The organism is Brevundimonas sp. (assembly GCF_036400995.1).
Lineage (GTDB): Bacteria > Pseudomonadota > Alphaproteobacteria > Caulobacterales > Caulobacteraceae > Brevundimonas.
The window spans coordinates 149,327-168,030 of sequence record NZ_DASWWG010000059.1 but is presented as its reverse complement, the minus strand read 5'-3'; the positions used below and the strand labels follow the sequence as shown (position 1 = coordinate 168,030).

General features: G+C 69.1%; 19 protein-coding genes. 6 read left to right on the top strand and 13 right to left on the bottom strand.

All coding sequences use genetic code 11. The features are described 5' to 3' along the window. Both VGE03_RS09280 and VGE03_RS09275 read left to right on the top strand, forming a co-directional pair. Positions 1-620, top strand: a 620-nt coding sequence (locus VGE03_RS09280) for an NAD-dependent epimerase/dehydratase family protein (protein WP_331046197.1), incomplete at its 5' end; no start/stop codon positions are given. Positions 621-626: 6 nt separating this feature from the next. Next, a complete protein-coding gene (locus tag VGE03_RS09275; protein ID WP_331046196.1) occupies positions 627-1,508 on the top strand; it encodes an SDR family NAD(P)-dependent oxidoreductase in 882 nt (293 codons plus the stop codon). 147 nt (positions 1,509-1,655) lie between these two features. Here the strand turns inward: VGE03_RS09275 and VGE03_RS09270 are convergent, their stop codons facing one another. From VGE03_RS09270 to VGE03_RS09225, 10 genes are all read right to left on the bottom strand, one after another. Beyond that, positions 1,656-2,264, bottom strand: a complete 609-nt coding sequence (locus tag VGE03_RS09270; RefSeq protein WP_331046195.1) for a DUF1134 domain-containing protein — start codon at positions 2,262-2,264, stop codon at positions 1,656-1,658. Between the two features lie 280 nt (positions 2,265-2,544). Next, on the bottom strand, positions 2,545-4,953 hold the full coding sequence (gene pheT / locus VGE03_RS09265) for a phenylalanine--tRNA ligase subunit beta (RefSeq protein WP_331046194.1): 2,409 nt from the start codon (positions 4,951-4,953) through the stop codon (positions 2,545-2,547). Continuing rightward, complete coding sequence (locus VGE03_RS09260; protein ID WP_331046193.1) at positions 4,950-5,345, bottom strand: hypothetical protein; 396 nt, start codon at positions 5,343-5,345, stop codon at positions 4,950-4,952. Before VGE03_RS09260 ends, pheT begins: the two co-directional genes overlap by 4 nt. 29 nt (positions 5,346-5,374) lie before the next feature. After that, complete coding sequence (gene pheS / locus VGE03_RS09255) at positions 5,375-6,451, bottom strand: phenylalanine--tRNA ligase subunit alpha (protein WP_331046192.1); 1,077 nt, start codon at positions 6,449-6,451, stop codon at positions 5,375-5,377. Between the two features lie 118 nt (positions 6,452-6,569). Further along, positions 6,570-6,923, bottom strand: a complete 354-nt coding sequence (gene rplT, locus VGE03_RS09250; protein WP_331046191.1) for a 50S ribosomal protein L20 — start codon at positions 6,921-6,923, stop codon at positions 6,570-6,572. A 111-nt stretch (positions 6,924-7,034) separates the two neighbouring features. After that, positions 7,035-7,232, bottom strand: a complete 198-nt coding sequence (gene rpmI, locus VGE03_RS09245) for a 50S ribosomal protein L35 (protein WP_003166435.1) — start codon at positions 7,230-7,232, stop codon at positions 7,035-7,037. Between the two features lie 172 nt (positions 7,233-7,404). Next, the gene (locus VGE03_RS09240) at positions 7,405-9,372 is read right to left on the bottom strand and encodes a S9 family peptidase (RefSeq protein WP_331046190.1); all 1,968 of its coding nucleotides are present in this window, start codon (positions 9,370-9,372) and stop codon (positions 7,405-7,407) included. Positions 9,373-9,447: 75 nt separating this feature from the next. Beyond that, positions 9,448-10,752, bottom strand: a complete 1,305-nt coding sequence (locus VGE03_RS09235) for a hypothetical protein (protein WP_331046189.1) — start codon at positions 10,750-10,752, stop codon at positions 9,448-9,450. A gap of 101 nt (positions 10,753-10,853) precedes the next feature. Then, positions 10,854-11,375 carry a translation initiation factor IF-3 gene (infC, locus tag VGE03_RS09230; protein WP_331046188.1) on the bottom strand — a complete coding sequence of 174 codons (522 nt, stop codon included), beginning with the start codon at positions 11,373-11,375 and terminating at the stop codon, positions 10,854-10,856. 125 nt (positions 11,376-11,500) lie between these two features. Continuing rightward, the gene (locus VGE03_RS09225) at positions 11,501-12,466 is read right to left on the bottom strand and encodes a glycosyltransferase family 9 protein (protein WP_331046187.1); all 966 of its coding nucleotides are present in this window, start codon (positions 12,464-12,466) and stop codon (positions 11,501-11,503) included. Positions 12,467-12,537: 71 nt separating this feature from the next. On the opposite strand from VGE03_RS09225, the gene VGE03_RS09220 reads away from it, so the two are divergent. From VGE03_RS09220 to VGE03_RS09210, 3 genes are read left to right on the top strand one after another with little or no spacing between them, the layout of a single operon-like run. Then, positions 12,538-13,296 carry an alpha/beta hydrolase gene (locus VGE03_RS09220; protein ID WP_331046186.1) on the top strand — a complete coding sequence of 253 codons (759 nt, stop codon included), beginning with the start codon at positions 12,538-12,540 and terminating at the stop codon, positions 13,294-13,296. Positions 13,297-13,311: 15 nt separating this feature from the next. Next, positions 13,312-13,542, top strand: a complete 231-nt coding sequence (locus tag VGE03_RS09215) for a hypothetical protein (RefSeq protein ID WP_331046185.1) — start codon at positions 13,312-13,314, stop codon at positions 13,540-13,542. 2 nt (positions 13,543-13,544) lie between these two features. After that, positions 13,545-13,757 carry a hypothetical protein gene (locus tag VGE03_RS09210; RefSeq protein ID WP_331046184.1) on the top strand — a complete coding sequence of 71 codons (213 nt, stop codon included), beginning with the start codon at positions 13,545-13,547 and terminating at the stop codon, positions 13,755-13,757. 3 nt (positions 13,758-13,760) lie between these two features. On the opposite strand, the gene galU is transcribed toward VGE03_RS09210, so the two are convergent. Continuing rightward, on the bottom strand, positions 13,761-14,639 hold the full coding sequence (gene galU / locus VGE03_RS09205; RefSeq protein WP_331046183.1) for a UTP--glucose-1-phosphate uridylyltransferase GalU: 879 nt from the start codon (positions 14,637-14,639) through the stop codon (positions 13,761-13,763). A gap of 55 nt (positions 14,640-14,694) precedes the next feature. Further along, positions 14,695-16,509 carry a glutamine--fructose-6-phosphate transaminase (isomerizing) gene (gene glmS, locus VGE03_RS09200; protein WP_331046182.1) on the bottom strand — a complete coding sequence of 605 codons (1,815 nt, stop codon included), beginning with the start codon at positions 16,507-16,509 and terminating at the stop codon, positions 14,695-14,697. Positions 16,510-16,675: 166 nt separating this feature from the next. Between glmS and glmM the strand changes: the two genes are divergently transcribed. After that, positions 16,676-18,025, top strand: a complete 1,350-nt coding sequence (gene glmM / locus VGE03_RS09195) for a phosphoglucosamine mutase (RefSeq protein WP_331046181.1) — start codon at positions 16,676-16,678, stop codon at positions 18,023-18,025. Positions 18,026-18,028: 3 nt separating this feature from the next. On the opposite strand, the gene VGE03_RS09190 is transcribed toward glmM, so the two are convergent. Then, on the bottom strand, positions 18,029-18,667 hold the full coding sequence (locus VGE03_RS09190) for a DUF805 domain-containing protein (protein ID WP_331046180.1): 639 nt from the start codon (positions 18,665-18,667) through the stop codon (positions 18,029-18,031). Positions 18,668-18,704 lie beyond the last annotated feature (37 nt).

Below are 18,704 nucleotides of genomic sequence, written 5' to 3'. Positions count from 1 at the left end.
ACGGCGTCCGGATCACCGACCTGCACCAGGGCATCGTCTGGGGCGCCCAGACCGAGGAGACCCGCAAGGACGAGCGGCTGATCAACCGCTTCGACTATGACGGCGACTACGGCACGGTGCTGAACCGCTTCCTGATGCAGGAGGCGGTCGGCTATCCGCTGACCGTCCACGGCTCGGGCGGGCAGACGCGGGCCTTCATCCACATCCAGGACACCGTGCGCTGCGTCGAGCTGGCCCTGAAGAACCCGCCGAAGTCGGGCGAGCGGGTGAAGATCCTGAACCAGATGACCGAGAGCCGCCGCGTGCGCGATCTGGCGGCCATGGTGGCGGGCATGACCGGCGCCGAGGTCCACAACGTCCCCAATCCGCGTCAGGAAGCCGACGAGAACGAGCTGGTCGTGGCCAATGACCAGTTCAGGGAACTGGGCCTGAAGCCGATCACCCTCGCCGAGGGGCTGATGCAGGACGTGACCGAAATCGCCCGCCGCTATGCCGACCGGGCCGATCTGACGAAGATTCCCTGCGTCTCCAGCTGGAACGGGAAGCGCGCCGAAGCGCTGAAGAGCGAAAGCGTCACCGTTTCGACGGGCGGCGTCGAGAACCACGTCCGTTCCGCCTGAGGTCTGATGTCCGACGCCGCCCCGCCCGTTTCGCTGCTGGTCTTCGGCGGCGGCTGGCTGGGCCGCGCGGCGGCGCTCGAGGCCATCCGTCGCGGCGGCCGGGCCGTCGCCACCTCGCGCGATCCCGACACTCGCGGCGCGCTTGAGGCCGACGGGATCGGCGCCGTCGATCCGGCGGACGAGGCCGCGCTGGCGAACGCCGTGGCCGGCGCCTCGGCCCTGCTGGTCACCGCGCCGCCGGATGCCCACGGCTGCCCGGGGCTCAAGGCCCTGATCCCGGCCATCACCGCCTCGGGCGCCTGGCCCGACTGGATAGGCTATGTCTCCTCGACCGCCGTCTTCGGCGACCGCGCGGGCGGTTGGGCCTTCGAGGATGACGAGCTGAACGCCGCCAGCCTGGAGGGCGCGCGCCGCGTCCGGGCCGAGCGGGACTGGCTGGACGCCGGGCGGGGCATGGGGCTGACGGTCCAGCTGTTCCGCCTGCCCGCCCTCTACGGCCCTGGCCGCTCGCCGCTGGACCGCCTGCGCGACGGCACGGCGCGGATCGTCCGCAAGCCGGGGCAGATCTTCAACCGTGTGCATGTGGACGACGCGGTGTCGGGCCTGTTCGCCTCCATGGCGCGCCCACACCCCGGCGCCGCCTACACCCTGTGCGACGACGAGCCTTCTGCGGCGGACGTGGTCATCGAGGGGGCGGCGAAACGGCTGGGCCTGCCTCTGCCGCCCGAGGTCGATCTGGACGATCCGTCGGTGTCGGACGCCATGCGCCGCTTCTACCGCGACTCCAAACGCCTCTCGAACGCCAGGGCCAAGGCGGAGCTGGGCTGGAGGCCGAAATATCCGGGCTGGCGCGAAGGGCTCGAGGCGCTCATCCACGAGCGTGGATGAGCGCATTTTTGTTGGGCCGCGGTCGTCGGCCCTCCGGGACCTCCCGACCCGACGCGGCCTGGCGCTTCGCGCAGGCTGATCGTCAGGCAGTGATCTGAATTGCGCTCAAGCAGTGAGCGACCGCGTCGCGAGCGGTAGCGCCCTTCCTTAGAAAGGAAGGATGTTGCGCTGGCGGCTGTAGGCCATGGTGCCGACGTTGGCGCCGAGGCGCAGGCCGACGCCCGTGCGGATGGGGGCCAGGACGATGCCGTCGGCGCGCTGGTAGTTCACGCCCAGACCGCCGATCAGATAGGCCGAACCTTCCACGCCGGGGTAGCGGCGGTAGATCATGTCGGGGTGGTACAGGCCGTAGACCAGGGTGAAGACCCGGCTGCCGTTGCCGCCGACGTCCCAGCCGATCGAGATGCCCTGCCAGAACACTTCCTGCGAGGCCGACAGGTCCTTCATGTGCAGGGCGCCGCGGCCGTAGCGCAGGCCGACGCCGGCGGCGCCGGAGGCTTCCTCGCCCGCGATATAGGCGGTGGGGGCGTCGCCCTGGTCGGCGAAGATGCGCTCGATGGCGCCGCCGATGGCTTCGGCGGCGATGCCCAGCTCACGCGAGCCGGCGGCGATCAGTTCGTCCGAGGTGTAGGCGGGAGCCGTCTCGTCCGAGCGGATCGGATAGTTCGGATTGCTCGGGCCGGCGGTGGCGCAGGCGCCGAGGGCGGAGGTCGCGCCGAGCGCGAGGCCGGACTGGATCAGGTGGCGGCGGTGCATGGTCTGGCTCCGGGATCGGTTCACCCGACTATCGCGGGCGCTGAACCCAGCGTCGCCGGGCTTTGCGTCAGCCTTGGGGCCGTAAAGTTAACGGGAGATTGCTGGTGGGCTCCGTTGAGGGCGGAGGCAGTCTTCGGGCATTTGCGGATGGGAAGTGGCTAGTGACGAGTGGCTGGCCACCAGCGTGCGACGGCGCCGTGAGCGCCGCCCTTCCGCATCGATCGAACCCCCGAACATTAGCCACTAGCCACTAGCCACTAGCCCCCCGTGCACCACCCCGTCAGCTCCGCAGCGTCGCGCCCAGCTTGGTCGCCGCGGCGACGACCCTGGCGGTCAGCGCCTCGATCTCCGCGTCGGTCAGCGTCGCCTCGACGGGCTGGAGTTCGACCTCCAGCGCCACCGACTTGAAGCCCTCGTCCACGCCCTTGCCGCGATAGACGTCGAAGACCCGGACGTCCGAGATCAGGGCCTTGTCGACCCCGGCCACGGCGCGCACCAGATCGCCGGTGGCCTTGGCTTCCTCGACCACGAAGGCGAAGTCGCGGGTCAGCGGCATCAGGGTCGACAGACCGGCCTTGCCGCGCGCCTTGGACTTCGCGCCGCGCGGCTCGGGGACCGCGTCCAGCACGATCTCGAAGGCCAGCATGGGCGCGTCGGCGTCCAGCGCCTTGAGCACGCGCGGGTGCAGGGCGCCGAACTCGACCATGACGTTCTTCGGACCCAGCTGCAGACGGGCCGAGCGGCCCGGGTGCCACCAGTCGCGGTTCTGGCCCTGAACCAGCTGCAGCGACGCCGTCGGGGCGCCCAACTGGTCCAGCAGGGCGATCAGGTCGCCCTTCAGCGCGAACAGCGCGTCTTCCGGCGCGCCGCCCCAGTGACGGGCCGCGCGCGGGGCGACCAGACCGGCGATGACGGTCCGCTGGCCGTTCGGCTGGTCGTCCAGATAGATCGGACCGATCTCGAACAGGGCCGCGTCGGCGTGGCCGCGCGCGGCGTTGCGCGCCGCCGCCTGGATCAGGTTCGGCAGGGCCGAGGGCCGCATGCAGTCCAGATCGGCCGCGATGGGGTTCTCCAGCACCAGCTTCTCATCGCCGCCGCCGAACAGGGCCGCGATCGACTGTTTGGTGAAGGACCAGGTGACGGCCTCGGCATAGCCCATGGCGGCCAGCGCCCGGCGGGCCAGACGCACGCGCGCCTGACGCGGGTTCAGCACGCCCTTCGACGGGGCGCCCTGATCGGGCAGCGGGGTGGTCGGCAGCTTGTCGAAGCCCTCGATGCGGGCGACCTCTTCCACCAGATCGGCGGGGCCTTCCACGTCCCGGCGCCACGACGGCGGGGTCACCGACCACGGCGAGGCGCGGTCCACGGTGAAGCCGAGGGCGATCAGGATGTCGGCGATGCGGTCGTCCGTCAGCGACAGGCCGGTCAGCGAGCCGACGCGGGCGGGGTCGAAGGCGAAGGCGGTCGGTACGGCCGGCGCCTGACCGGCGACAGTCACTTCGGACGGCTCGCCGCCGCAGAGCTCGAGGATCAGCTTCGTGGCCAGCTCGACGCCCGGCACGACCGACGCCGTGTCCACGCCGCGCGCGAACCGGTACTGGGCGTCCGAGGTCAGGGCCAGGGTGCGGCCCGTCTGGGCGATGACGATGGGGTCGAACCAGGCGCTCTCGACAAAGACGTCGACGGTCTCGTCCGAACAGCCCGTGCTCTCGCCGCCCATGACGCCGCCAAGGCCGATGGGGCGTTCGCCGGCGGCGTCGGAGATGACGCACATCGACGGGTCGACGGTGTAGGTCTTGCCGTCCAGCGCGATCAGGTGCTCGTGCTCGCCCGTGTCCTTCGCGACCTGTCCGGCGCGGACCACGATCTGGTCGCCCGACAGCTTGGCGATGTCATAGACGTGCAGCGGGCGGGCGCGGTCGTAGGAGATCAGGTTGGTGATATCCACCAGCCGGTTGATCGAGCGCAGGCCGATGGCCTCCAGACGGCGCTTCAGCCACTCGGGCGAGGGGCCGTTCTTCACACCGCGGATCGTGCGGCCGGCGAAGACTGGGCACAGCTCCGGCGCATCGATGCGCACCGTGACCGGCGAGGCGAAGCTTCCGGCGACCGGTTCGATGGCGGGGGTCTTCAGCACGCCCAGACCGGCGGCGGCCAGGTCACGGGCGATGCCCGCCACGCCCAGCCAGTCGGGGCGGTTCGGGGTCACTTCAAAGTCGATGACCGGCTCGGCGCCGAAGACGCCGGCGGCGGGCGTGCCGACCTGCAGGTCGTCGCCCAGCTCCAGGATGCCGTCGCTCTCGCCCGGCTGCTCCAGCTCGGCGGCCGAGCACAGCATGCCGTTCGAGACCACGCCGCGGACCGGCTTCTCGACCAGGGTCACGCCCAGTCCCGGCACATAGGCGCCGATGGGGGCGTAGATGGTGGTCAGGCCCGCGCGCGCGTTCGGGGCGCCGCAGACGATTTCCTTCAGGCCGTCGACGGTCTCCACCTGGCAGACCTGCAGGCGGTCGGCGTTGGGGTGGCGTTCGGCCGAGATGATCTTCGCCACGCTGAACGGGGCGAGGGCCGCGACCGGATCGTGGACGTCCTCGACCTCCAGCCCGGCCATGGTCATGGCGTCGGCCACCGCCGAGACGTCAGCCCCGGTGTCCAGGTGGTCCGTCAGCCAGGAAAGGGTGAACTTCACGCGTCCTCGCTGGTGATCTTCAGGTTGTCAGCGATCTGCGACAGGAAGTCGGGGTGGCCGGTGAAGCCGATGCCGACGAAGCGGCAGCGCACGAAGCGGGTGTTGGCGAACGGCACCACGCCGGTGACCTTCTCGCCGACGGTCTGCAGCAGCAGGTTCTTGCCGTTGTCGGTGATGCCCAGGTTGCAGCCTTCGAAGTGGACGTTGTCGGTGGCGAACAGAACCGCCGGGCCCTCGATCAGGCAGTCGGTGAAGGTCTTGCCGTCGATCAGCGTCTTGCCCGCCTGGATGTTGCTCATGGCGAACAGCGGCAGCCAAACGGCTTCCTTCTCGAACGTGGTGCGCTCGGCGACGGACGGGTCGATCTTCAGGGTGGGGGCGGTATCGGTCATGACTGTCGTCTCGTTCTCGAAAATGGGGTTCAGCTCAGGCCGCTGGCCGGGTTCGGCGCGGCGAAGGCGGAGAAGCCGTAGTGGGCCAGCCACCGGGTGTCGGCCTCGAACATGGGGCGCAGGTCCGAGATGCCGTATTTCAGCATCGCCAGACGATCCACGCCCATGCCGAAGGCGAAGCCCTGGTATTCGTCCGGGTCGATGCCGCAGGCGCGCAGGACATTGGGATGCACCATCCCGCAGCCCAGGATCTCCATCCAGCTGTCGCCGGTGTTCAGCTTCAGCTCGCCGCCCGAGCGGTCGCAGCGGATGTCCATTTCGGCCGACGGCTCGGTGAAGGGGAAGTGGTGCGGACGGAAGCGGGCGTCGACGCCGTCCAGCTCGAAGAAGCGGGCGACGAAGGTCTCCAGCGTCCACTTCAGGTGGCCCATGTGGATGCCCTTGTCGATCACCAGACCCTCGACCTGATGGAACATCGGGGTGTGGGTGGCGTCACTGTCCTTCCGGAAGGTCCGGCCCGGCGCGATGATCCGGATCGGCGGCGTCTGGCTCATCATGGTCCGCACCTGCACCGGGCTGGTGTGGGTGCGCAGGACCTTGCGCTCGCCCGTTTCCGGGTCGGGCTTCAGGAAGAAGGTGTCGTGCATCTCCCGCGCCGGATGCTTGGGCGGGAAGTTCAGGGCGGTGAAGTTGTGGAAGTCGTCCTCGACGTCCGGACCCTCGGCGACCGCGAAGCCCATGTCGGCGAAGATGGCGACCATCTCGTCCATGACCTGCATGGTCGGGTGCACGCTGCCGGTCCGGCGCGGGCGCGGCGGCAGGGTCAGGTCGACGTGCTCGGCCTTCAGCCGGGCGTCCAGCTCGGCGGCTTCCAGATCGGCCTTGCGGGCGGTCAGGGCGGACTGCACGCGGTCGCGCAGGCCGTTGATCTTCGGACCCTGTTCGCGGCGCTCGTCGGGGCTCATCGCGCCCATGCCTTTCAGCAGGCCGGAGATGGAGCCGGACTTGCCGAGGGCGGCGACGCGGATGTCCTCGACGGCGGCGGCGGTCTCCGCCGAGCCGATGGCGTTGATCAGGTCGAGTTCGAGTTGGGCGAGATCGGTCATTGTGGGCAGTCGTCTAGCGGGCGCGGACGCTTTCGTCACGCCCGACGGCCAGCAGATACGAAAACGCCCGCCCCGGCGAGCCGGAGCGGGCGTGTTTCAGATCGCTTGCCTGAGCCGATTAGGCGAGGGCGGCGCGGACCTTGTCGGCGATCGCCTTGAAGCCGGCTTCGTCGGCGGCCATGGCGGCCAGAACCTTGCGGTCCAGTTCGATGCCGGCCTTGTTCAGGCCGTTGATGAACTGCGAGTAGGTGAAGCCTTCGATGCGGGCCGCGGCGTTGATGCGCTGGATCCACAGGGCGCGGAAGTTGCGCTTCTTGGTGCGACGGTCGCGGTAGGCGTACTGGCCGGCGCGATCAACGGCGGCCTTGGCGGTGCGGATGGTGTTCTTGCGGCGGCCGTAGAAGCCCTTGGCCTGCTTCAGAACCTTCTTGTGCTTGGCGTGGGACGTAACGCCCCGGGTAACGCGAGCCATGATGTTTTCTCTTTATCGGGAAGTCCCTACCGCTCGACCCGCGGGGTCTCGCTGCTTGAGGGACTGTCGTTCAAATTCGTTGCGGTTGGATCAGTCTGCTGCGTGCGCCGATCAGGCGTACGGCATGTAGGACTTGATCTTCTTGGCGTCGGCGTCGGCCATGACCGAAGTGCCGCGGTTCTGGCGGATGTACTTCGAGTTGTGGCTGATCAGGCGGTGGCGCTTACCGGCGACGCCGGCCTTGACCTTGCCCGTGGCGGTGAATTTGAAGCGCTTCTTGGCGCCCGACTTCGTCTTCAGCTTCGGCATTTTCACTCTCTCTTTTGAGTGGGCTACCGCTCTTCGAGCTACTTGAGCCCGAAGGTGATCGCCCTGATTAAGAACCGCCCAGGCATGCCTGTTCGCCCGGCGGTTCGGTACGCGAAGGCGCGGCTTCTAGGCGAAGCGGGGCGCAAACGCAAGCAGAGTCTGACTCCGGAGCCTATTGCGGCGGGTTGTGGGTCTCCAGGAAGCGGACCATCTCGGCCAGCATCCGGTGACGGGTTTCCGGCCGCGACAGCCAGTGGTCCTCGCCTGACAGTTCGATCAGCTCATAGGGCTTGCCCGCCCGGCGCAGGGCGTCGGCGAAGATCTGGCTCTGCTCGAACGGCACCACGGTGTCGTCCCGGCCGTGCAGCAGCAGGATCGGGGCGTCGGCGCGGGCCGCCTGCCAGGCCGGAGAGATCGGGTTCAGGTCGCTGTCGCCCAGCCGGTCCGCGCCCATGAAGCGGTTCCAGTAGCGGACGACCGGCGAGTCGCGTCGGCCGCCCTGCTCGGCTTCCCACAGCACCATGCGGCGCAGGTCCGACACCCCGGCCACCGAGACGGCGCAGCGGTAGACGCCCGGGTCCAGGGTCGGGCCGGCCATGGCCGCGTAGCCGCCGTAGCTGGCGCCCACGATGCAGACGCGCGCCGGATCGATGATGCCTTCGCTCGCCAGATAGCGGACGCCGTCCGACAGGTCGGTCTGCATCTTGCGGCCCCACTGGCCGTAGCCGGCCTCGAGGTGGGCCGTGCCCAGACCGTCCGAGCCGCGGAAGTTCGGCTGCAGGACGACATAGCCGCGCGAGGCCAGCGCCTGCGCCCACCAGTCGAAGCCCATGTAGTCGCGCGACGCCGGTCCGCCGTGCGGCAGGACCACCAGCGGCAGGTTGCGGGGCTCGGTGACGCCGGGCGGGAGGGTCATGTAGCCGGGGATGACCATGCCGTCGGCGGCCGGATAGCTGACCGCCCGCACCTCGCCGACGCGGGCGCCGGTGATCGAGGGGTATTCCTCGCCGATGATCTCCGCCGTGCGGCGATCCAGGTCGACCAGCTGGTAGGTGCCCGAGTCGCCCGGGCCCTGGGTGTGGACGACGATCTGGCGCATGTCGTTCGACCAGGCGGTCAGACGGATCTGCTTGCCGCGGAAGGTGCTCTGGATCGTCCGCCAGGTGCGTTCCGCCACGGGATCGAGGAACTGCCAGCGCTCGGAATCGTCGTCGGCCAGCGTCCGCGCGCCGATCAGCAGCCCGGTTTCCGGATGGTGCATCAGATTGGTCGGCTTGCCCTCGAACGGCAGGTCCGAGATGGTCCCGGTGGCCAGTTCGACGGCGTAGTAGCCTTCGGGGCGGCCGTCGATCGTACCGTACAGGATGACGCTGTCGGTGGTCTGGCCGAAGCCCGCCAGTCCGGGGGTGTCGATGCGGGCGTCGGTGCGCCAGACGGTGCGCCAGAAGCCGCCGCGCATCGCCTGCAGGGCCCATTCCTCGCCGTCGTACTGGATCCGCACCACCGGCGCGCCCGCGGCGTCCAGCAGCGGGGTGGAGCCCCGGCGGTCGGGGGCGATGACCTCGCGGCCCACGCCGGTGTCCAGGTTGATCCGGTAGAGGCCCAGACCGCTGTAGCCGGCGCCCGAGACGAACATCGTCGGCTGGCCGTCCACAGTGCGGATGATCGGACCGCTCATGATCTTGCCCATCACCCCGGGGGTGTTGTTCAGGGCCATCGACACCCGACGGGTCGGGATCGAATAGATCTGGGCGTCCGCCAGCTCGGACCGGCGCAGGCCGATCGAGGCGCCGACCTGGGTGGCCGTGCTGTAGATGTAGACATAGTCCTCGCCGACCCAGCCGAGGCCGCGGACCTTGATGTCGCCGGCCCGGACGCCGCCGATCAGGCTCATGTCGCTCAGGTCGTTGATGATCAGGCTGCGGTCGTCGCCGACGACCGTGATGTAGGCCATGCGGTCGCCGCTGGGGGACAGGTCGATGTAGTCGTAGGCGGGCAGGGCGCCGTAGGCTTCCAGCGGCGCGCGGTCCGTCGCGGCGGCGGCCGCTGGGTCGGCGGCGACCTCCTGGGCCGAGGCGGCGCCTGCGCCGAGAAGCACCGCCGCCACGGCCGCGGCGACGATCGAACGATGCTTGATCACGGGTGTGTCCCCCAACACGGAAATGCCGGACCAACCTAAAGGTCGGTTCGGCGCCCGATCAAGGGTTGAACCGGCTCAACCCTCGCTGCGAACGTCCGTGCATAGGCGGCGGGGGTCCTGGATGCGGGCGGCGGCGGCGCGGCGGATGTCGATGGCGGCGCCCGTGCCGGTGCGGTCCAGAACCTCCGAGCCGGTCTGCGGCCAGCTGGGGGCCAGCAGGCGGGAGTCGTCGCGGTCCAGATCGACCAGATGGAAGTCCGAGCCGCCCGGGCGCTCGGCGTAGACGATCAGCTTGCGGAAGTCGGCCGACCAGGACGCCAGTTGCACGTCGTCTCCGGGGAAGGCGGCGATGATCGACGGCCAGTCCCGGGCGAGGGCTTCGTTGAAGAAGATGTGGGCGTGGCGGTCATCGTCGTCCCGGCCGACGAGGCCCAGCAGGACGCCGGTCTGCTCGTCGTGGATCGGAAGCACCTCGGTCAGGCCCTCGGGGTTCAGGTTCGACACCACCTCGCCGGTGTCGCGCGCGACCTCGACCAGACGGGCGGTCGGGTCGTCGCCGATCTTCACCAGCACGGTGCCCTGCCGGCCGAGGCCCAGCAGTTCGACCGGCTCGCCGCCGAACCGCGAGGCCGGGATGATCCGCCAGCCGGCGCCCCGGCGCAGCTTGATCCGGCCCTCCTGCTGAAGCGCCGCCGGCTCGCCGGCCTCGTCCAGGATCATGGCCTCGGTGCGCTGGACGCCCTTCACCTCGCGCGCGGGTTCGGCGGTGTCCAGGTTCACGCTGTACAGGTCATACCGGCACGAGCCGTCGAAGCTGATGGTGTCGACCACGGCCTCCAGCCGGCCGTCGCGCAGACGCACCGACGGGCGTTCGAACACGATGGCCATGACGCGCGGATTGGTGCGGATGCGCGACGGGGTGATGTTGCCCAGGGTGTTGATGCTGGTCCGGTTGCGCAGCAGGGTCTCGTAGCCGTCGGTGGCCGGGTTGTAGGCGATCACGCTCATCAGGCCGTTGTCGACGTCGAGGGTGTCGATCGACTGGGTCGACAGGGTCAGCAGGATGTGGCCGTTCCCGGCCCACATCAGGTCGCGCAGATTGGTGTCTTCCAGATCGGCGGTCCGGCTCAGTGAGCCGTCCAGCCGCTCGACCCGCACCCTGCGGTAGTTCGCCCGCGCCGCGACATAGGCGATGGTCGAGCCGTCGGGCGAGATTTCGGCGCGCTCGACCAGATAGGTCGGTCCGTTCGGGGCCCGGAAGCTCGAGGCCTGCACGTCCGGCAGCACCGTCGTCGGGTCCGGGGCGGTCTGGGCGAGGGCGGAGGAGGCGAGGGACAGGCCGACGGCGGCGGCGAGAACGGAACGACCGGTGCGGTTCACTGGGGGACGGCCCTGACTGGATGCAACTGATCCGGGTTCTCTAAAGCAAAACGCCCCGGCGCGAACCGGGGCGTTTCGTTTTTCGGATCAGGACCGGCGGCTCAGCGCGGCGCCAGGATCATGATCATCTGGCGGCCTTCCATACGCGGGGCGTATTCGACCTTGGCCACTTCCTCGAAGTCGGCCTGCACCTTGTTGAGCAGCTTCATGCCCAGTTCCGGGTGCGCCATCTCACGACCGCGGAAGCGCAGGGTGACCTTCACCTTGTCGCCTTCGTCGAAGAAGCGGTGCATGGCCTTGGCCTTCACCTCATAGTCGTGGGTGTCGATGTTCGGACGGAGCTTGATCTCTTTCAGCTCGACGATCTTCTGGCGCTTGCGCGCCTCCGCCTTCTTCTTCTGCTCCTGGAAGCGATGCTTGCCGTAGTCCAGGATCTTGCAGACCGGGGTGTCGGCGCTGGCGACGATCTGGACCAGATCCAGACCCGCTTCCTCGGCGGCCTCAAGCGCGGCCGACAGCGGCATCACGCCCTGCTTCTCACCGTTCTGATCGATGAGCAGAACGCGCGTGGCGCGGATTTCCTGGTTGATGGGCGGCCCGTCTTTCACGGGCGGCGTTTGCATCGGACGGCGAATGGGCGTCGTTTCCTTATGTGGTCGAAGCGGTCGATAATCTGACAAGACGAAGCGCGCGATAAATCGCGGCGTTCCCCTCGGGTGGGCCTATATGAGCCCCAAACCCCGTATTTTCAAGGCGTGCCGGGCTTCCCCGCCGCGATGAAGTCGGCGTGTAGCGCCAGTACCGCAGCGTACACATGCTCGACCGTCAGGTCCTCGATCGGGGCGAACTGCCCGCGCGTTTCATTCGAGGCCGCCGTACGGGTCTTCGGGCCCCACGGGCCGTACAGCCACCATTCGGTCGGGCCGAACAGGCCCAGCGTCGGCCCGCCCAGCGCCGCCGACACATGCATCAGACCGGAATCATTGCCGACGAACAGGTCGGCGCGGTCGATGGCGGCGGCCGAGGCGAGGATGTCGCCCTTGCCGACGAAGTCGATGCCGCGTTCGCCCGCGGCTTCAAGCGCCGGGGTCGCGGGCGGACGGTCGCCCGGCCCGCCCACGGGCATGAAGCGCCAGCCGTCGAAGCGAGGGTCGGCCTTCAGCTTCTCTACGAGGGCGCCCCAGCGGTCGGCGGGCCAGCTCTTGCCCGGCTGGTGCGCGATGGGGGCCAGGGCGATGATCGGCCCCGGGCCCGCGCCGCCGGTCAGTTGCGGGTCGATAACAGCGGCGGCTTCGGCGCGCGCCTGGTCGTCCAGCCAGATTTCAGGGTCCAGCGGGGTCTCCGAGCCCGTCAGGCGCGACACCATCTCGACCTTGCGCAGCCCGGTCTCCCACGACCGGTTGTAGACCACCCGCCGCTTCGCCGGGATCAGGTACGACAGGGCCGAGCCGCGGATGTCGATGACCATGTCCCAGCGGATCCCGGCCACCTGCTTCCACAGATCGACCCAGTGTCCGGCCATCTTCTTCTTGTCGAGGATGATGGTCCGCTCGACGCCCGGCGCATTGCGGAAGAAGGGGGCGGGCGGCCGGCCGCAGGCGACGGTGATCCGGGCGCCGGGCAGCTGCCGGCCGATCTCGCGGATCACGCCCGACGAGATGACGCAGTCGCCGATGCGGTTTGAGGTGACGAACAGGACCTTGGGGTCGGACACGCTTTTCGGCCTTCGCTTGGACAGTCAGGGTTCGCTATCAGTCCCCGAACGTTTTCGCGAGAGGAACCGCCATGGATGATCTGGAACGCCTGACCCGGCCCGACGGCGAGACCCTGGCCCTGAAGCGGGTGACCGGGACGGGTCCGACGGTGATCTGGATCGGCGGCTTCCGTTCGGACATGGAGGGGACCAAGGCGCTGGCGCTGGATGCGGCGGCGCGCGAGCGGGGGTGGAACTACGTCCGCTACGATCATTTCGCCCACGGGGTTTCGTCCGGCGACTGGCGTCAGGCCACGATCGGCCGCTGGCGCGAGGACGCCGTCGCCCTGATCGACAGCCTCGAGGGCCCGGTCATTCCGGTCGGCTCGTCCATGGGGGGCTGGGTCGCCCTGCTGGCCGCCGTCGCGCGGCCGGAGCGGGTGGCGGGGCTGGTGTTGGTCAATCCGGCCCAGGACTTCACCGAACGCCTGATGTGGCCGGACCTGCCGGATCATGTCCGCCAGACCATCCTGCGCGACGGCGAGGCCCTGATCGTCGAGGAGGGGCTGGGCGAGTACGTCCTGACCCGCCGGATGTTCGAGGAGGCCCGCGACTGGCTGCTGCTGGACGGGGTCATCGAGATCGCCGCGCCGGTGCACATTCTTCAGGGACGTAAGGACGATGTGGTCCCGTGGCGTCATCAGGTGGAGCTCATCGAACGCCTCCGGGGCGGCGACATCACGCTGGACCTGGTGGCCGAGGGAGATCATCGTCTGTCCACGCCCGCCGACCTTGATCGTCTGGTCGAGGCGGTTGAGCGGAACCGTGGTCAGATCACGACATTGTCCTGATCCGAGGAGAACGCCATGCGCACCCTGATCGCCTTCACCCCCGTCGTGCTGGGACTGGCCCTGACCGCCTGTTCGACCACGCCCGGCACGGACCGTTACGGAACCGAGCTGCAACGTCTGGCCGACGACTGCCGCGCCCGCGGCGGCATCCTGGCCCCGACCGGACAGCAGTCGGGCCGTCCGCAGCAGGACAACGTCTGTGAAATCCGCGGCGGCACGGGCCGCGCGCCCAGCCCGTCGAACTGACCATGCGCGCCCTTGTCCTGACGGCCGCGCTCGCCGCGTCCCTGTCCGCCTGCGCCTCGACCGGAGAACGGGCGGGGCCCGACACGACCGCCGAACTCGCGGCGAAATGCCGGGAGCGCGGCGGCATACTGGTGCCGACCGGACGACCTTCGACCGGCCGCCCGGAAACGGACAACGCCTGCCAGATCAACGGCGGCGCTTCGCGGATTCCCTAGGGCCTAGAGCAGGGCGCTGATCGCCGCCCGCGCCGCCTCACCGAGGTCGGCGCGCTTCAGCGCCAGCGCGACGTTGGCGCGCAGCAGGCCGATCTTGTCGCCGCAGTCGTGGGTCACGCCCGCGTACTCGACCGCCGTGAAGGACTGCTGCGTCATCAGGCGCGCCATGCCGTCGGTCAGCTGGATCTCGCCGCCCGCGCCGCGTTCCTGGGTCTCGAGGATGTCGAAGATTTCCGGCTGCAGGATGTAGCGGCCCGAGATCGACAGGTTGGACGGCGCCGTGCCCTTGGCGGGCTTCTCGACCATGCCCCGCATATGGATGCGGTTTCCGTCCCGGCCGTCCGGGTCAACGATGCCGTATTTGTGGGTCTCGCTCTCCGGCACCTGCTCGACGCCGATGACGTTGCCGCCGACCTCGGCATAGACGTCGGCCAGCTGCTTCAGCGCGCCCGGCTGCCCATCGACGATCACGTCCGGCAGGATCACCGCGAAGGGTTCGTCGCCGATGATGTCGCGGGCGCACCAGACGGCGTGGCCCAGCCCCTTGGGCTGCATCTGGCGGGTGAAGCTCATCTCGCCGGCCTGGGCCAGTTCGGCGTTCATCATCTCGAGGATGTCGGTCTTGCCCTTGGCCGCCAGCTGGGCCTCCAGCTCGATCTGGTGATCGAAATAGTCCTCGATGGCGCCCTTCGAGCGGCCGGTGACGAAAACGATGTGCTCGATGCCCGCCTCACGGGCCTCCTCGACGATGTAGCTCAGGATCGGCCGGTCGACGACGTTCAGCAGTTCCTTGGGCGTGGTCTTGGTGCCGGGCAGAACGCGGGTGCCGAGGCCAGCGACGGGCAGCACGGCCTTGCGCAGGCGGCGGGTCTGGGTGGTCATGAACAGTCCTGATCAGAAGGGTCGGGCAGCCTAACGTATTTGCGTCAGGAAGCGATCATTCAACGGTGACGGACTTCGCCAGATTGCGCGGCTGGTCCACGTCGGTGCCCTTCTGCACGGCGGTGTAATAGGCCAGCAGCTGCACCGGGATCGCATAGATCAGCGGCGCGATCAGGGAGTGGCAGTCCGGGGCGTCGACGCGGCGGATGCCCGCGCCGTGCGGATCGGGGGCCGACTTCGGCGCGATCATGATCACCGGGCCGCCGCGCGCCGCGACTTCCTGCAGGTTCGAGGCGGTCTTCTCGAACACCTCGTCCAGCGGGGCGAGGGCCACGATCGGGGTCTTCTCGTCGACCAGGGCGATCGGGCCGTGCTTCAGCTCGCCGGCGGCATAGCCCTCGGCGTGGATGTAGCTGATCTCCTTCAGCTTCAGCGCGCCTTCCATGGCCAGCGGGAACATCGAGCCCCGGCCCAGGAACAGCACGTCCGTCGCCTTGGACAGGTCGAGGGCGACGGCCTTCAGGTCGCCTTCCATGCTCATCGCCTCGGCGATCAGGCGCGGGGCCTCGAACAGCGCCTTGACCAGTTCGGCCTCGGTGGCGGCGTCGATGCGGCCGCGCTGGACGCCCGCCGCCACGGCGAGGGCCAGCAGGGCAGCGACCTGCGCCGTGAAGGCCTTGGTCGAGGCGACGCCGATTTCCGGCCCGGCATGGGTCGGCCACAGGGTCTGGGCCTCGCGCGCCATCGAGGACGAGTGGACATTGACGAGGGCGGCCGTCTTCAGCCCCTGCGCCTTGCACCAGGTCAGGCTGGCCAGGGTGTCGGCGGTCTCGCCCGACTGGCTGACGGCCACCGCCAGCGTGCCCTTGGTCAGGGCCGGGTGGCGATAGCGGAACTCCGACGCGATCTCGACGTCGCACGGCAGGCCCGCCAGCTTCTCGAACGCATAACGGCCGATCTGGCCGGCGTAGAAGGCGGTGCCGCAGGCGACGATCTGGACGCGGTCGATGGCGGCGAAGTCGATCTCGCCCGCCTTGGCCTTGCCGTTCACGAAGTCGAGGTACTCCGACAGCGTGTGCTGCACGCTGTCCGGCTGCTCGTGGATTTCCTTCTCCATGAAGTGCCGGTACTCGCCCTTCTCGACGAGGGCCGACGAGGCCGAGACCTGCACGATCGGGCGATCCACCGGCGCGCCCGAGGCGTCGAACATGCGGGCGCCGTCGCGGTCGATGGCGACGAAATCGCCCTCTTCCAGATAGCTGATCTTCTGGGTGAAGGGGCCGACGGCCAGGGCGTCCGAACCCAGGTACATCTCGCCTTCGCCCCAGCCGACGACCAGCGGGCTGCCGCGGCGCGCGCCCAGGATCAGGCCGTCCTCGCCCTCCAGCAGGACGGCCAGCGCATAGGCGCCGGTCAGGCGGTCCAGCACGCGCTTGAAGGCTACCAGCGGATCGTTGGTCTTGGTCAGTTCGCTGTCCAGCAGGTGGGCGACGACCTCGGTGTCGGTCTGGCTTTCGAAGGCGTGGCCCTCGGCAACCAGCTCGGCTTTCAGTTCGGCGAAATTCTCGATGATGCCGTTGTGAACCAGCGTCACGCGGCCCGCCTTGTGCGGGTGGGCGTTGGCCGTCGTCGGCGCGCCGTGGGTCGCCCAGCGGGTGTGGCCGATGCCGATGGTGGCGTTCAGCGGCTCGGCGGCCAGCACGGCCTCCAGCTCGCGGATCTTGCCCTTGGCGCGGCGGCGCTCGATCTTGCCGTCCACCAGAGCGGCCACGCCGGCGGAGTCATAGCCGCGGTATTCCAGCCGCTTCAGGCTGTCGATCAGACGGGGAACCGCCGGACCGGTTCCGGTCACGCCAATGATGCCGCACATGAGAGAAACCCTCGGAAAAATCGAAATTCCGCGCTTTGCACCTCGGCGCGGGAGGGTCTAAGCCGACCCTGACTGTCCGTGCCGGTGTAGGCGAGGACAACGTGGATTTGCACCTGAAAAGCGGTTTCGCAAGGTTACGCGCGCCGCCGAGCAAGGAAGACTGGACTTGGCTGAACGACGCTATTTCGGCACCGACGGCATCCGCGGACGCGCCAATACCCACCCGATGACGCCGGAAGTGGCGTTGCGCGTCGGGCTGGCGGCGGGCCGGATGTTCATGTCGTCGGACGACCGACGTCACCTGGTTGTGATCGGCAAGGACACCCGACTGTCCGGCTACATGATCGAACCGGCGCTGGTCGCGGGCTTCTCGGCCGCGGGCATGGACGTGCGCACCTTCGGGCCCCTGCCGACCCCCGGCGTGGCCATGATGACCCGTTCGATGCGGGCCGACATCGGGGTGATGATCTCGGCCTCGCACAACGCCTATCTGGACAACGGCATCAAGCTGTTCGGGCCGGACGGCTACAAGCTGTCTGACGAGGTCGAGCTGAAGATCGAGTCGATGATGGACGAGGACCTCGGTTCGGGTCTTGCGCCCGCCGACAAGCTGGGCCGGGTCAAGCGCATCGACGACAGCCAGGCCCGCTATGTCGAGATCGCCAAGGCCAGCTTCCCCAAGGGACTGAGCCTGCAGGGCCTGCGCATCGCCGTCGATTGCGCCAACGGCGCCGGCTACAAGGTCGCGCCCACGACCCTCTATGAACTCGGCGCCGACGTGATCGCCGTGGGGGTCGAGCCGAACGGCCTGAACATCAACGAGAACTGCGGCTCCACCCATCCGGCCACCCTGGCCGAGGCGGTGAAGCGCCACGGCGCCGACATCGGCATCGCCCTGGACGGTGACGCCGACCGGGTCATCATCTGTGACGAGAAGGGCCAGATCGTTGACGGCGACCAGATCATGGCCATGGTCGCGTTGGACTGGGCTCGTCGCGGCCTGCTGACCGGCGGCGGTCTGGTGGCCACGGTCATGTCCAACCTCGGCCTCGAGCGCGCGCTGAACGCCGAGGGCCTGACGCTGGAGCGCACCAAGGTTGGCGACCGCTACGTCATGGAACGGATGCGCGGCGGCGGCTTCAATGTCGGCGGCGAGCAGTCGGGCCACATCATCCTGCACGACTACGCCACCACCGGCGACGGCCTGATGTCGGCCCTGCAGGTGCTGGCCGTGCTGGTCGAGAGCGGCCGCCCGATGAGCGAACTGGCGCGTCAGTTCGAGCCGGTGCCGCAACTGCTGGAGAACGTTCGCTTCACCGGCGGCAAGCCGCTGGAGGACGCCGCGGTCAAGGCGGCCATCGCCGACGCCGAGGCCCGTCTCAACGGTCAGGGCCGCCTGCTGGTCCGCCCCTCGGGCACCGAGAAGCTGATCCGCGTCATGGCCGAAGGCGACGACGAGGCGCTGGTGAAGCAGGTGGTCGCGGACGTCAGCGCGGCGGTGAAGGCGGCGGGCTAGGGCTCAGCCGCCCCGGGTCCAGTCGCTGACCGGTTCGGGCTCGGAGCCGGACGCGCGCGCCGCGCCGTAGCGGTTCGGGCCCGGCGTCCCCTTCTGCGCCAGCACGATGATCAGGCCGATCAGCGTGACCATGTAGAGCAGGTTGTTCAGGAACAGCAGGCCGCCCAGGGCGAAGTTCGGCATGCCGGTGTCCATGGCGCTCTTGAGCATCAGCAGGAAGCCGAAGATGCCGAAGGTCACGAATGGCACGGGCGCCAGTCCCCACCAGCCGGGGAGGTTCCGGTCGTGCAGCCGCCGCACCACGGCCGCCGCCAGCAGCCCGATGAAGACGAGGACGGTCGCGCCCTGCACCCAGAAGAAGGGGGTGAAGTCCGGCATGACGGCGAGGGGGGACGGGTAGGTCTCCACGACCTCGACCCGCACCGTGTCGGACGGCGCGAGGGATGAGGCGGTCGTCGCGGGCGCGACGACATGGGGGGCGAATTCGCCCATGATCCGGCTCATCATCACCCCGCCGGCCCCGCCGCCCAGGACCATGACCAGGGCGAACACCACCCCGGCGTAGGGCCAGAATTCCCCGCGCGTGTCGCGCCCCGAGAACTGGGTCAGCTTGCGGAAGCCGCGGACGATCGGATTGGCCATGGTGTCTCCCCTGTGTGCGGCCAGCCTATCGGGGGTC